Source organism: Pseudomonas sp. TH39(2020) (genome assembly GCF_016650715.1).
Classification (GTDB): Bacteria; Pseudomonadota; Gammaproteobacteria; order Pseudomonadales; family Pseudomonadaceae; genus Aquipseudomonas; species Aquipseudomonas mandelii_C.
On sequence record NZ_JAEKFF010000002.1, the window covers coordinates 113,402 to 127,475 of the forward strand.

At 58.1% G+C, this 14,074-nt stretch carries 12 protein-coding genes; 7 read left to right on the forward strand and 5 right to left on the reverse strand.

Annotated elements, in window-relative coordinates:
* Positions 1-11: 11 nt before the first annotated feature.
* On the reverse strand, positions 12-755 hold the full coding sequence (fnr, locus tag JFU47_RS00565; protein ID WP_201180181.1) for a fumarate/nitrate reduction transcriptional regulator Fnr: 744 nt from the start codon (positions 753-755) through the stop codon (positions 12-14).
* Positions 756-1,007: 252 nt separating this feature from the next.
* On the opposite strand from fnr, the gene JFU47_RS00570 reads away from it, so the two are divergent.
* Positions 1,008-3,383 carry a phosphoketolase family protein gene (locus JFU47_RS00570; RefSeq protein WP_201180182.1) on the forward strand — a complete coding sequence of 792 codons (2,376 nt, stop codon included), beginning with the start codon at positions 1,008-1,010 and terminating at the stop codon, positions 3,381-3,383.
* 160 nt (positions 3,384-3,543) lie between these two features.
* Complete coding sequence (locus JFU47_RS00575; RefSeq protein ID WP_201180183.1) at positions 3,544-4,428, forward strand: universal stress protein; 885 nt, start codon at positions 3,544-3,546, stop codon at positions 4,426-4,428.
* Between the two features lie 74 nt (positions 4,429-4,502).
* On the opposite strand, the gene JFU47_RS00580 is transcribed toward JFU47_RS00575, so the two are convergent.
* The 3 genes from JFU47_RS00580 to JFU47_RS00590 form a co-directional block, all read right to left on the reverse strand.
* Positions 4,503-4,928 carry a potassium channel family protein gene (locus JFU47_RS00580; RefSeq protein ID WP_123365967.1) on the reverse strand — a complete coding sequence of 142 codons (426 nt, stop codon included), beginning with the start codon at positions 4,926-4,928 and terminating at the stop codon, positions 4,503-4,505.
* A gap of 66 nt (positions 4,929-4,994) precedes the next feature.
* Positions 4,995-6,836, reverse strand: a complete 1,842-nt coding sequence (ftsH, locus tag JFU47_RS00585) for an ATP-dependent zinc metalloprotease FtsH (protein WP_201180184.1) — start codon at positions 6,834-6,836, stop codon at positions 4,995-4,997.
* 85 nt (positions 6,837-6,921) lie between these two features.
* Entirely contained in the window at positions 6,922-7,569 is a 648-nt protein-coding gene (locus JFU47_RS00590; RefSeq protein ID WP_201180185.1) for a BON domain-containing protein, read from the reverse strand.
* A gap of 234 nt (positions 7,570-7,803) precedes the next feature.
* Here JFU47_RS00590 and JFU47_RS00595 point away from each other — a divergent pair, with 234 nt between their 5' ends.
* The 5 genes from JFU47_RS00595 to arsJ all read left to right on the forward strand — a co-directional run bounded on the left by JFU47_RS00595 (position 7,804) and on the right by arsJ (position 13,006).
* Complete coding sequence (locus tag JFU47_RS00595) at positions 7,804-8,058, forward strand: Lpp/OprI family alanine-zipper lipoprotein (protein ID WP_201180186.1); 255 nt, start codon at positions 7,804-7,806, stop codon at positions 8,056-8,058.
* Between the two features lie 78 nt (positions 8,059-8,136).
* On the forward strand, positions 8,137-9,057 hold the full coding sequence (locus JFU47_RS00600) for a universal stress protein (RefSeq protein ID WP_201180512.1): 921 nt from the start codon (positions 8,137-8,139) through the stop codon (positions 9,055-9,057).
* 99 nt (positions 9,058-9,156) lie between these two features.
* Positions 9,157-10,530 (forward strand): MBL fold metallo-hydrolase RNA specificity domain-containing protein, encoded by a 1,374-nt coding sequence (locus JFU47_RS00605; RefSeq protein ID WP_242485024.1) that lies wholly within the window; start codon positions 9,157-9,159, stop codon positions 10,528-10,530.
* A gap of 235 nt (positions 10,531-10,765) precedes the next feature.
* Entirely contained in the window at positions 10,766-11,770 is a 1,005-nt protein-coding gene (locus tag JFU47_RS00610) for an ArsJ-associated glyceraldehyde-3-phosphate dehydrogenase (RefSeq protein WP_201180188.1), read from the forward strand.
* 9 nt (positions 11,771-11,779) lie between these two features.
* Complete coding sequence (gene arsJ, locus JFU47_RS00615; RefSeq protein WP_201180189.1) at positions 11,780-13,006, forward strand: organoarsenical effux MFS transporter ArsJ; 1,227 nt, start codon at positions 11,780-11,782, stop codon at positions 13,004-13,006.
* A gap of 239 nt (positions 13,007-13,245) precedes the next feature.
* Here arsJ and JFU47_RS00620 read toward each other — a convergent pair whose 3' ends face one another.
* The gene (locus tag JFU47_RS00620) at positions 13,246-14,034 is read right to left on the reverse strand and encodes an SDR family oxidoreductase (RefSeq protein ID WP_140684101.1); all 789 of its coding nucleotides are present in this window, start codon (positions 14,032-14,034) and stop codon (positions 13,246-13,248) included.
* Positions 14,035-14,074 lie beyond the last annotated feature (40 nt).

Here is a 14,074-nt window from a genome sequence, read left to right on the forward strand (position 1 = left end):
ACGTGCGGGTGTCAGCGTGGGGAGCGATGACAGCCCGCGACCAGCTGCTTGAGCCCTTCCATGTTCTGGATTTTGACGTCTCGGCCCGATATTTCTACCAGTCCCTGATCCCGCAGGTGCGCAATACCCCGGCAGATGGTTTCCAGTCGCAGCCCCAGGTAGGAGCCGATTTCTTCACGACGCATTTTCAGCACGAAGTCCCTGGAGGAATAGCCACGGATACTAAAACGTTGCGACAGGTTCAGCAGAAAAGCCGCCAGCCGCTCATCCGAGTTCATATTGCCCATGAGCATCAACATGCTGTGATCACGCACGATTTCACGGCTCAGGAGCCTGTTAAGGTTGTGTTGCAGCGACGGCAGGCTTTGCGCGAGTTTCTCCAGTTGCGCAAAGTGGATGGGGCAGACTTCGCTGTCCTCAAGGGCAAACGCATTGCAGGCGTGCTCATCGGCGCTGATGGCGTCCAGACCGAGCATCTCGCCGGGTATGTGAAAACCCGTGACCTGTTCACGACCATCGACTGACAGCACGCTGGTCTTGAATGAGCCGATACGGACCGCGTAAAGCGAACGCAATGGATCACCCGTGCGGTACAACGCTGCACCCTTCTTGACCTTGAAGCGTTGCACGATCAGCGTATCCAGTCGCTCGACTTCCGCGCCGCTCAGGCCAATCGGCAAGCACAATTCCAACACACTGCAGCTGGAGCACGCGGCCTTGAGGTAATGAACTTGAAGGGGGCGAGTTTCAGGCATGAGAGGGGACGCCATCTGGGGGGTGCTCTAAGCATAGATGGTGGGTTTTGGGGCACGCACCTCATTCGGGCGTTTGCCGGGGTAATCGACGAACGGGGAAAACCCGCATCCTGCGGGTCAATGTTCATAGCGTCCCACGCCATTCAACTTGATCGCCGGCGGTGAGACTTGATGTAAATCAAGTCTTGAGCGTTTCAGACTCCCAGAATCCACGAATGACTATCGGTAGGTCGGGCCGTTGGGGAGAACTTCATGAGCGATTTTCTGAGTGATGAGCAACTGGAAGGGCTGGATGCCTATTGGCGGGCTTCCAATTATCTGGCTGTCGGGCAGATCTACCTCAAAGACAACCCTTTGCTGAAGGTGCCCCTGACCCTGGCCCACATCAAACCGCGGTTACTGGGCCATTGGGGCACGACGCCGGGGCTTAACCTGATCTACACGCACCTCAATCGACTGATCAACCAGTACGACTTGAACATGCTCTTCGTCGCCGGCCCCGGTCATGGTGGGCCAGCGGTTGTGGCACAGACTTATCTGGAAGGGACGTATACCGAGTTTTATCCCTCGGTGGAACGCAACACCAACGGTCTGGTTCGCCTGTTTCGACAATTTTCCTGGCCATATGGGATCTCCAGCCATGTGTCGGCGCAGATTCCGGGCTCGATCCATGAAGGTGGCGAACTGGGCTATTGCCTGGCCCATGCCTATGGGGCCGCGTTTGATAACCCTGACCTGATCGTCGCCTGCGTGATCGGTGATGGCGAGGCCGAAACCGGTACGCTGGCGGCCAGTTGGCACTCCAACAAGTTCCTCAACCCTGCGCGTGACGGGGCTGTGTTGCCGATCCTGCACCTCAACGGCTACAAAATCGCCAACCCCACGGTGCTGTCCAGAATCAGTGAGGATGAACTGTCAGCGCTGATGTATGGCTATGGCTACGATCCGTATTTTGTTGAAGGCGATGATCCGGCGCAGGTGCACCAGGCCCTGGCCCGGACGCTGGATACGATAGTGCTGAAAATCCGCGAGATTCAGCGCGAAGCGCGCCAGCCTCGGCAGTCCGGAGCGCCAGAACGGCCGCTTTGGCCCATGTTGGTGTTGCGCACACCCAAAGGCTGGACCGGCCCGAAATTCGTCGATGACCATCGCGTCGAAGGCACCTGGCGCGCGCATCAGGTGCCCTTGGCCGATTTCCAGCAGCCGATTCATCTGCGGCAACTGGAGGAGTGGCTCAACAGCTACCGCCCCGGTGAACTGTTTGATGCCAATGGCGCCTTGCTGCCCGAAATCGCTGCACTGGCACCGACCGGCCACCGGCGCATGAGCGCCAATCCCCACGCCAACGGTGGCGTGTTGTTGCGGGCGCTGGACCTGCCGCGGTTCAGCGACTATGCGGTGAAACTCGAGGTGCCTGGCAGCCTTCGCGCAGAGGCCACGCGGGTACTGGGTACGTTTTTGCGCGATGTAATGAAAAACAATCTGCTAGCGAAAAACTTTCGTCTGTTCGGCCCGGATGAAACGGCCTCGAACCGACTGGATGCGGTCTACGAGGTTAGCGCCAAAGTATGGATGGAGCCGCTGGAGCCAGACGATGTGAACCTGTCGGTCGATGGCCGGGTCATGGAGATCCTCAGCGAGCAGGTGTGCGAGGGTTGGCTCGAAGGCTATTTGCTGACGGGTCGCCATGGTTTGTTGTCCTGTTACGAGGCGTTCATTCATATCGTCGATTCGATGGTCAATCAGCATGCCAAATGGCTGAAAACCGCCGCCGAGGTGCCGTGGCGCAAGCCCGTTGCTTCGCTCAATTATTTGCTGACGTCCCATGTCTGGCGCCAGGACCATAACGGTTTCTCCCATCAGGACCCGGGGTTCATCGATCTGGTGGCGAATAAAAAGTCGGACGTGGTGCGGATCTACCTGCCGCCCGATGCCAATTGCCTGTTGTCGGTGGCTGACCACTGCCTGAGAAGCCGCGATTACATCAACGTCATCGTCGCCGGCAAACAGCCGGAGTGGCAGTGGCTGGATATGGATGCGGCCGTCCGGCATTGCCAGACGGGGATCGGCCGTTGGGACTGGGCATGCCGGGATGATCAGGATCCGGACGTGGTGATGGCCTGCGCCGGTGACGTGCCGACCCTGGAAACCCTGGCGGCGGTAACCTTGTTGCGCGAGTACGTTCCGGATTTGCGCGTCAGGGTAATCAATGTGGTCGACCTGATGGTGCTGCAGCCGTCCTTGCAGCATCCTCATGGTTTACCGGACACGGCGTTTGATGAGCTGTTCACGGTTGATAAACCGGTGATTTTCGCCTTCCACGGGTACCCCGCGCTGATCCACCGCCTGCTGTACAAACGCACCAATCATGACAATTTCCACGTCCGTGGCTTCAATGAGGAGGGCGCGACCACGACGCCGTTCGACATGGCCGTGATCAATAACCTGGACCGTTATCAACTGGCGCTGGACGTCATCGAGCGAGTCCCCCGCCTGCATGATCAATTGCAAAACGCGCGGTCGCGATACTGGTCGACGATGGAAAAACACAAGCTCTACCTCATCGAACACGGGCAAGACATGCCCGAGGTGCTGAACTGGCAGTGGACGCCCGTGGCCGATGGCTGAGGTCCGGTGTGTGCGGGGGATCTGATTTAAATCAAGGGCACGCAGGCGCCGGAGGAGGACTCTGGAGCCACGCTGGTGCTTGATTCAGCGAGCGCGCCACCGCTGGCCTCGGCAACAGGCAGCAACCGGCGTCGAAGACCCACCTGACTGGAGGCAGATCATGAGCCAGTATCAACGGTTGTTACTGATCATCAACCCGGCCCTGCGCCATTCCCAGGCAATCAATCATGCTGCAGCGCTGGCCAAGGCGAGCAGCGCGAGTTTGCATATTGCCGCCTTGATTCCTTCGTTGAAAATGTTGTCGCTGCTCGAAAAAGGCGACCGGGAAAAGGCTCGGGAGCTTTACCTGCAGGACCATCACGACTGGCTGAAGGACCAGGCAAAAAATCTGCGGGGCAGGGGGCTCGATGTGACCACCGAGGTGGCCTGGGCCGATGACATGAAGCAAGACATCCTTGATCACGTCTCGGAAATGCAGCCCGACCTGTTGATCAAGGAAGTTCAGCATGAATCAGCGCTCAAGCGCGCCTTTTTCACGCCTCTGGATTGGCATTTGCTGCGTCACTGCCCGATACCGGTTTACCTGGTGGGCGGGAGCGGCTTCGTCTTGCCACGCAAGGTGGTGGCGGCGGTCGAAGTCTCGGATGCCGAGTCTCCCGACGACGAACTGAATGACCGAATCATCCAGCAAGCAAGCGGCCTCGCCCTGCAGTGTGATGCCGAGTTGCATTTGCTGTACGCCTGCAATATTTCTGCCGCCTTTCTGGCGGACATGGGCGGTCTGACGCTGGCTGACCTCACCAAAGCGCTGCGCCGAGACCTGGAGAAGTCTTTCCTCAAGTTGGCCGGCCGGTATGGTGTGGCCTCTGATCATCGACATTTCATTTTAGGAAACCCCGTCACGGCGCTGAGCGAGTTCGCCCACGATCATCAAGTGGATGTGATTGTGATGGGCAAAGTCCAATCCCATGGGGTGGACAAGCTTCTGGGCAGCACAACCGAGCATATTTTGTATCAGGTGCCTTGCAGCGTCCTGGCGGTCTGAGTCTGAAGAGACTCAGGCCGTTTATGCCAGACCGCCAGGCGGGTCTGGCAGAGAGCGTCCGATGCCTGCGCGTGCTATTTGCTCTTCCAGTATTTCTGCATTTCGAGAAATAGAAACGAGGCCGTCCAGGTTATGAGTACCAGACCAGTCAGCGCTTGCAGGCCGGTCAGGTACTTGAGATTGCCCACGGGAGTAATATCGCCGAAACCGATCGTCGTGTAGGTCGTGAAGGAAAAATAGACGCAGTCCAGCAGCGAACCATCGAAGTTGCCTGTCAGGCTGCCCCATTCCCCGGCGCGCACCATCAGGTAATAGACCAGCGCGAAGCACCAGACTTCTAACGCGTGGGCCAGCAGGGCGCCGAACACCCCGACGACAATCCTGAACCGGCTCCAAAGCTTGAGCCGGGGCAGCCAATCGTTCAGACGTAACAGGCATTCGTAGTGGATCACCACGGCGATGATGACCACCAGTGTATTGATCAAGGTGACTGCCAGCATGGCGAACCTCCGGCGGTAGCGGATGCGCGGCGTTCCGCACTAAGGGGTGACAACAAGACACGCTCCTCAGGGTGGCGTCACGGTCAGTGGGGTGGATGGCGGGGCGGGTTTGATCGGCATGAGCGGTGGAAACTCTTCGGGCGTCAGGGTTTCTTTTTCCACCAACAGGTGTGCACCAGCGTCCAGATCTCCCCGGCGACTGGCGAGCAGGGCCTTTGCCCGCCCATAGGCTTCATCGAGCAGGGCACGAATACCCAGGTCAACCTCCCTGGCCGTTTGTTCCGAATAGTCTTTCTCGCCAACGCCCTGCATACGCTCGCCCAGATAGGTCGCGCTTTGCCGCTCCAGCACCGACTGTCCGAGTTCGGTACTCATGCCAAACCGGGTGATCAATTGTCGGGCGATATCAGTGGCGCGGGCCAGGTCATCGGCAGCCCCGGTAGAAATCTGGCCATAAGCAAGGTATTCGGCGGCGCGTCCGGCCATCAGGACCACGATCCGGTCCTTGAGCATTTGGCAACTGATGAGGAAGTGATCTTCGGTCGGTCGCTGCAGCGTATAGCCCAGAGAGCCGATGGCGCGGGGCACAATTGAGACTTTGTGGACGGGGTCCATGGCGGGCAGGCTACTGGCGGCCAGGGCATGCCCCATTTCGTGATACGCCACCACCTGGCGCTCGTCGGGGCGTAGCACGCTGCTCTTGCGTTCAACCCCCGCGACGATACGTTCCACTGCCGCCGTGAAGTCATTCAGGCTGACCGCTTCGGCGCCACGACGAGTGGCCACGATCGCCGCTTCGTTGACCAGGTTTGCCAGATCAGCGCCCGTGAAGCCCGTGGTGATGTCGGCAATACGCTCGCCATCCAGATCCGGCTCCACAGTGATTTTTTGAAGATGAACCTTGAGGATCGCTTGCCGGCCTTTACGGTCCGGTCGATCAATCAGCACCTGGCGGTCGATCCGGCCGGCTCGCAGCAGCGCCGGGTCGAGGATCTCTGGCCGATTGGTCGCGGCCAGTAATACAACGCCCTCACGGGGATCGAATCCGTCCAGCTCTGCCAGTAACTGGTTGAGGGTTTGCTCCTTTTCGTCATTGCCGCCAAATGCGCCAACGCCTCGCATTTTGCCCAGCGCATCCAGTTCGTCGATGAAGATGATGCAGGGCGCCGCCTGCCGCGCTTGCTCGAACAAATCGTGCACACGGGCGGCACCCACGCCAACGAACATTTCGACAAATTCCGATCCCGAGATCGAGAAAAACGGCACACCGGCTTCACCCGCAATGGCTTTGGCCACCAGGGTTTTGCCGGTTCCCGGCGGTCCGACCAACAACGTGCCCTTGGGAATGTGCGCCCCCAAGCGTGCGTATTTGGCCTTGTCCTTGAGAAAAGAGACGATTTCTACCAGTTCGGTCTTGGCTTCATCGATACCCGCGACATCGGCGAAGGTCACCCCGGTATCGCGCTGGACGAACACCTTGGCCCGGGACTTGCCGATGTTCATCAAGCCGCCAATGCCTTGTTTTTCCGCCATGGTGCGAAACAGAAAATGCCAGATCATCATGATCAGGAAAAACGGCAGCAGCCAGCCCAGCAGTCCATTCAAAAAGGTGTTTTCGTTGACCCCGGTAAAGCCGACACCCGATTGAGCGAGATCCGTCGCCAGCGCCGGATCGACCCGCACGGTGGAGAACAGGTTGTGCCCGTCAATGGGCTCCTGCAGTTTGCCGCTGATCTGATCCTTCTCGACCCGTAAATCGCTGACCTTTTGCTCGTTCAGCAGTTGCAGAAACTGACTGTATGGAATGCTCTGCACGACACGACGATCAATAAACAGAAATTGAGCGAGGGTGAGCACGATAAACGCGATCGCGAAGTAGGACAGGTTCCATTGGTGGTTTTTTTTCATGGCCTTCGCTCAGAAAGGAAACATGGGCCGAACCGGCAGCCCTTGAGTCACCCGGGGAGATCGCAGGCTCCCGGGGGTGATCGGTTCAAGCAAGCAGCAAACGATCCTCCACCTCCCTCACCCCTGGCACCGACCAGGCTGCCCGTTCGGCTATACGGCGCTCGCGCCACAAATGAACTTTGCCTTCCAGCCTCACCACATCCCCATCGACCCTGACGTGAATCTCCTTGGCGTCGACTTCGGCGTTGCGCTTGAGGGCTTCTTCAATGCGATGCTGGATATCGACCACGTCCACCCGAGGGACGAGGCTGAGCCGATTGTCCACGCCGACCACGCCGGACAACTTGCGCACGGCGCGCTCGGCGGCTTCTTTCTGGTACTGCCAGTCCACTTCGCCTTCAAGGGTGATCCGCCCGTTCTGCACGATGACTTTAATGTCACCGTCGGGAACGTCGGCACTCCATTTGATGATGTTCAAGGCGCGGGTCGCGATGGTGTCGTCCGCTGTGCCGGCGCCTTTCTCCAGCCTGACCTGGATTTCTTCGGCCACCGCGCGCACCCCTTTGATGCCTTTTACCGCGCGCTCTGCACAGACTTTCTGTGCATAGCTGTTGACGTGACCAGAGAGGGTGACAACGCCATTGTCCACGGCAACGCCAATGTGGGCAGCGTCGATTTCAGGCTTGAATTCAAGCTCTTCCAAAATGGTCTTACGTAGACTCAAGTCGCTCATGACGGTGTCCTCTGTTTGATGCGGTATTGATGGGTCGCACGCGCCCGGTTGGTTTTTTTTACGCCCGAACGGCGCCAAGACATTGAGCTAAATCAACAAGGCTTCAGTGAGTTCCTCATTAATCGCCAGCGGGCCATTAGTTGATAAATATCAGAGTGTGCAGGCGAGGGCGTCAGATACTTGGGTCAACTATCTGAAGCTTTTCCAGTTGCGATACACCGAGGGGAAAAAGTCATGAATAAGCGCCTGTCCTTTGTATTGCTGAGCGTCTTGTTGGCAGCGACTGCCGGTTGCAGTCATAAGCAAACTCAGGAATTTGACGCCCGATTGGAGGCCGCCGAAAACAATGCCGCAACGGCGAGGCTCAGGGCCGATGAGGCCTACATGAAGGCGGAACAGGCGCAGGCAACGGCCAGTCAGGCGCTACGCACGGCCGATGAAGAGAAGGTGCGCGCCAGTCGGATGACCAATAAGGCGACTCGCAAGTAATGAGCGATTGTACGAACTCCTGACAGGAAGTCGGGTTTGCAGTCCGGCAGGTAACGCGTTCCAAGGACGAGGTCTATGATGTTGAAACTTAAACGTATCCTATTGATTGCCCCCACCGAAATGACCCGCACCCCGGCGTTTGACCGGGCGCATGCGCTGGCCTGTGCCACCGGAGCCTTATTGCACATTGTCGCGTTCGACTATGTGCCGGCGCTGGCGGTGGCCGGGCTGTTTGATCACGATGCGATGGCCCAGGCACGGGAGGGCTACTTGCAGGTGCATCGACACTGGCTGGAGCAACAAGCCCGGTTTCAACGATGCATCGGGTCGCCGGTAACCACCGAGGTTGTCTGGGCCAAGTCCACCCCGGCGAATATCCTTGAGTACGTCAATGACTTCCATGCGGATCTGGTGATCAAGGACACCCAGCACGTACCGGCACTCGATCGCGCATTCCATCGTCCTCTGGACTGGCTGTTGCTGCGCAACTGTCCGGCCCCCTTGCATCTGGTGACTGAAGCTAAAAATCCCAAACCGTTGAAGATTCTCGCGACCATCGATCTGTCCCATCTGGAGGAGCTGACCCAGGGGCTCAATGACCGGATTCTCGATCTGGCCTCAACGTTGGCGACCTCCTGTGGCGCCGCCTTGCACGTGTTGAACGTCAACAACTGGTCGGTGATGGGTGACGCTACGAGAAGTGTGCCGACACCGAGTCTGGATAACAGTTTGAGAGACGCGGTCAACGATGCCCAGGAGGAGGCCTTTGAGGTACTTGTCGAACGCTATGGCATCGAAAAGAAATGCCAACATCTACTGACCGGCATTCCCCACAAAGTGATCGAACTTTTCGCCCAACAGAATGCATTCGACATGGTGGTGCTGGGCACGGTCTATCACCACGGCATCGACAGGTTGATCGGCAGTACTGCCGAGAGCGTACTGAACAGGGCCCCGTGCAGCTTGACGATCGTCAAGCCATTGCCTTGGCTTGACTGAAACGACGACCCGGTCGCACCCGCTGTTGATAAAAATCAACGGCGCTTGCGCCAAAAGGAGCGATCAATAGCGCTCCCATGAATGTTCAAGGAGACGGCCATGCGAATGACATTTCTCGGTGCGGCGGGCACGGTCACGGGCAGCAAGTACCTGCTGGACCATCACGACCACCATGTGCTGATCGATTGCGGCCTGTTCCAGGGCTATAAGCAACTGCGCTTGCACAACTGGGATACGTTCCAGCTACCCGTTCGCGACCTCCACGCCATCGTGCTGACCCATGCCCATCTGGATCACAGCGGCTACCTGCCGGTGCTGGTGCGCAATGGTTATCGCGGGCCGGTGTATGCCACGCCTGCCACCTGTGAACTGGTGAAAATCCTGCTGCTCGACAGTGGTCGTTTGCAGGAAGAAGAAGCCGAATTTGCTAACCGGCATGGCTTCTCCAAACACGCTCCGGCGCTGCCGCTCTACACCGAGCAAGATGCGCAGAGGGCGCTGAAGTTGTTGCGGCCGGTGGAGTTGCATCATCAGATCGAGATTGTCCCGGACCTGCGCATTATGTTTCGCTGTGCCGGGCATATTCTGGGTGCCGCCACAGTGGAAGTCGTCGCCGACGGGATCACGCTGGTGTGTTCAGGTGACTTGGGGCGGCCGAACGATCCGTTGATGTTCGCCCCGGAAACCATCGAGCAGACCGACTACTTGTTGGTGGAGTCGACCTATGGCGACCGTCGGCATCCTGACGAGTCCCCGGAGGAACAGCTGGCCGAGGTCATCACCCGCACCGCGCTACGCCATGGCATTATCCTGGTGCCTTCATTCGCGGTAGGGCGCGCGCAGTTGTTGATGTATCACTTGTATCGGCTGAAACAAAAAGGGGCCATTCCCGACTTGCCGATCTACCTCAACAGCCCCATGGCGACAGATGTCACGCGCCTGTACCAGCGCTTTCGCAGTGAACACCGGTTGTCGCTGGAGGAATGCGAAGGCATGTGCCAGGGCACGCACTTTGTGCGTTCGACCCGAGACTCAATCGAGCTGGATCAGCAACGTACCCCGGCGGTGATCATCGCCGCCAGCGGGATGGCGACTGGCGGACGGGTGCTTCATCACCTCAAAGCGCTGGCGCCCAATCCTTTGAATACACTGCTGGTACCGGGCTTCCAGGCAGGAGGCACTCGTGGTGCGCAGATTATCGCCGGTGCCCCATCGGTGCGTATCCACGGTAAAGACGTGCCGATTCGGGCCGAAGTGGTGCCGATGGAAACCTTGTCCGCACACGCTGATGCCGATGAAATCATTCAGTGGTTGCGCGGGTTCAAGCGGCCGCCGAAACACACCTATGTGGTACACGGAGAACCCAATGCGTCGGATGTGCTGCGTCGACGTATCAGCCTGGAATTAGGCTGGTCGGTGTCGGTGCCGGAGTATCGCGATAGCGTTGAACTAACCCGCGTTGATCAGACTTGAACTTCACTACGCTGATGAGAGTTCCCTCATCGGCTTGCGCCCCTCGGAATCCACAAGTGAGGTCGGTGAAAGCACGTACTGCCCCTGGCACAGTTCAATCGCCAAATGGGTTTGGTTGCCGCTCAGCTGTTGATCGAAAGCGGTGTGGCATTCAGCATCCTGCCCATATCGAGTACATTGGCCAGTTCGACACCCCGTCGAACTCCCACTGACAACAGATACAGAGCACAACAACATGACAATCAAAGTTGGCATCAATGGTTTTGGTCGGATCGGTCGCCTCGCTCTGCGAGCAGCCTGGAGCTGGCCAGCGTTCGAATTCGTGCAGATCAATGATCCAGCAGGGGATGCGGCGACTCATGCACACCTGCTGAACTTTGACTCGGTGCATGGTCGTTGGAATTACCAGGCCGACTCCGAGGGCGACAGCATCGTCATCGATGGCAAACGAATCAAGGTGACGGCCAACAAGGCGATTGCTGATACCGATTGGTCGGGCTGCGATCTGGTGATTGAAGCCAGCGGTAAGATGAAGACCGTCGCGGTACTTCAGGCTTACCTCAACCAAGGTGTGAAGCGAGTGGTGGTCAGCGCCCCGGTGAAGGAAAAAGGCGCGCTCAATATCGTCATGGGCGTCAATCATCAGCTGTTCAAACCGGCTGAACATCGCATCGTCACGGCGGCATCATGCACCACCAATTGCCTCGCTCCAGTAGTCAAAGTGATCCACGAAAAGCTGGGCATTCGTCACGGCTCGATCACCACCATCCACGACCTGACCAACACCCAAAGCATCCTCGATCAGCCGCACAAGGATCTGCGTCGTGCGCGTGCATCCGGGATGAGTTTGATTCCGACGAGCACCGGCTCGGCCACCGCCATTGCCGAAATCTTCCCAGAGCTGCGTGGGCGCCTGAATGGTCACGCCGTACGCGTACCGCTCGCGAACGCTTCGCTGACAGACTGTGTCTTCGAGGTCGAGCGGGCCACCACTGTCGAAGAGGTGAATCAACTCCTTAAGGACGCTTCCGAGCATGAGCTGAAAGACATCCTCGGCTTCGAGGAGCGCCCGCTGGTGTCCATCGACTACCGTACCGACCCTCGTTCATCGATCATCGATGCGCTGTCGACCATGGTCATCAACGGCACCCAAGTCAAACTCTATGCCTGGTACGACAACGAATGGGGCTACGCCAACCGTACCGTCGAACTGGCCAGAATGGTCGGTCTGGCAGTCTAAGGAGCGGTCATGAAAGCGTTGTCAGCCCTCGCTCCGCAAGTGCGGCAGTACCTGCTCGTCACGGGTAACTACTGGGCCTTCACACTTACCGATGGCGCGTTGCGCATGTTGGTGGTGCTTCACTTTCACGCGTTAGGCTACAGCCCACTTCAAATCGCCGCGTTGTTTCTGTTCTACGAGCTTTTTGGCGTGATCACAAACCTGGTGGGTGGCTACCTCGGCGCCCGGCTGGGGCTGAACCGAACCATGAACATCGGGCTGGGTATCCAGGTCGCGGCGCTGCTGATGCTGACGGTTCCGGTAGCCTGGCTGACCATCCCTTGGGTAATGGGGGCCCAGGCTCTGTCAGGAATTGCCAAAGACCTGAACAAGATGAGTGCCAAAAGCTCCATCAAGCTTTTGGTTCCTGATGGGCAGCAGGGCAAGCTCTACAAGTGGGTGGCGATCCTCACCGGCTCGAAGAACGCACTCAAGGGTGTCGGCTTCTTTCTTGGCGGAGCCTTGCTGGCATTGATCGGCTTCAAAGGTGCGTTGCTGAGCATGGCGGGTATCCTGGCGCTGATCTGGATCAGCAGCTTGATCCTGTTGAAGAAGGACTTGGGCAAAGCCAAAGCCAAACCAAAGTTTCGCGAGATCCTGTCCAAGAGCCGGGCGATCAATATCCTCTCGGCTGCACGGTTGTTCCTGTTCGGTGCCCGCGATGTCTGGTTTGTGGTGGCCCTGCCGGTGTACCTGAGCAGCGTGTTCGGCTGGGATTTCTGGAAGGTTGGCGGCTTCCTTGCAACATGGGTGATTGGCTACGGCATCGTGCAGTCCTTTGCGCCTAACATCACCGGAAAGAAACGGGGGCACGTACCGGATGGTCGTGCGGCATTTCTGTGGGCCCTTGCATTGGCGGGTTTGCCTGCGGCAATCGCTCTCGGTCTGAACACCGGATTGTCACAACAAGTTGTGCTGCTCGGCGGATTGATGGTTTTTGGTGTGCTGTTCGCGGTGAACTCTTCGTTGCACAGCTACCTGATCGTCTCCTACGCCAAGGAAGACGGCGTGTCACTGGATGTGGGTTTTTATTACATGTCGAATGCTATGGGACGACTGATAGGAACGGTACTCTCCGGCTGGGTTTATCAGGTGTATGGGCTGGGCGCGTGTTTGTGGATTGCGAGCGCATTCGTGTTGCTGGCCGCCCTGATTTCTATCGCTTTACCTCGGCATGTCAATTCGATACAAGCATGAGCTACGCGCACATCCATGCGGAAGTTGCAGGCCTCGCTTGCAATCTTGGTCATTCTTATCGCAATGAATCGACTGGGTGTAAGACGAGTGCTCCCGTATCTCCTGGTCGGGGCGTGTTGTGGCTCTTCGTGTTGCAGTCGGGTGTCCAAGCCAGGTTGGCGAATGGCTATCGTCTGATCAGCGCGGCTTGTAATGCGTTGAGTCTGCCATGCCATCCGCTCCACTTGCGCCTGCCGTCTTTATTGGCTGGAGCGAATGGCCCCTCCATCAATCAACAGGTTCTGCCCCGTCAGGTAGCCCGCATGACTGCTGCAAACGAAAGCGCACAGAGCGCCGAACTCCTCGGGTGAGCCGAAGCGTTTAGCCGGAATTTCGCTACGGCATTCGCCGAGGAATGCCTCACTGTCTTGCCCTGACTCTTCGGCGGCAGCGACCAGGTTGTCACGCAGTCGATCGGTGTCGAATGAGCCCGGTTGCAGGTTGTTGATCGTCACATTCCGGCTGGCAATGTTTTCTTGCCGGGCAAGCCCTGCGATAAATCCAGTCAGACCACTGCGCGCGCCATTGGACAGACCCAGGCTTTCGATCGGGGACTTCACAGCACTCGACGTGATGTTGATGATTCGGCCAAATCCGCGGGTCGCCATACCGTCTACCGTTGCCTTGATCAACTCGATAGGGGTGAGCATGTTGGTATCCAGCGCCTTGAGCCAGGCGTCGCGGTTCCATTCGCGGAAGTCCCCGGGAGGAGGGCCTCCAGCGTTGTTGATCAAAATATCGAAATGCTCATGGGCCATGAGGGCTGCCGCGCGACCCTCGGGCGTCGAAATGTCTCCGGCGACGGCGATGACAGTCACTTCAGGATTTATCGCTCTGAGCTGACGGGCTGTTTCATTCAGCGTCTGTTCGCCTCGGGCGGTGATCACCACGTTCACACCTTCGCTGACGAGTGCCTGTGCGCAGGCTTTACCCAGGCCTTTGCTGGCCGCGCACACCAGCGCCCAGCGTCCTGCTATTCCAAGATTCATGCGTGTTTTCCTGAAAGAAGTAAGTTCAAAGAAAGTGGTT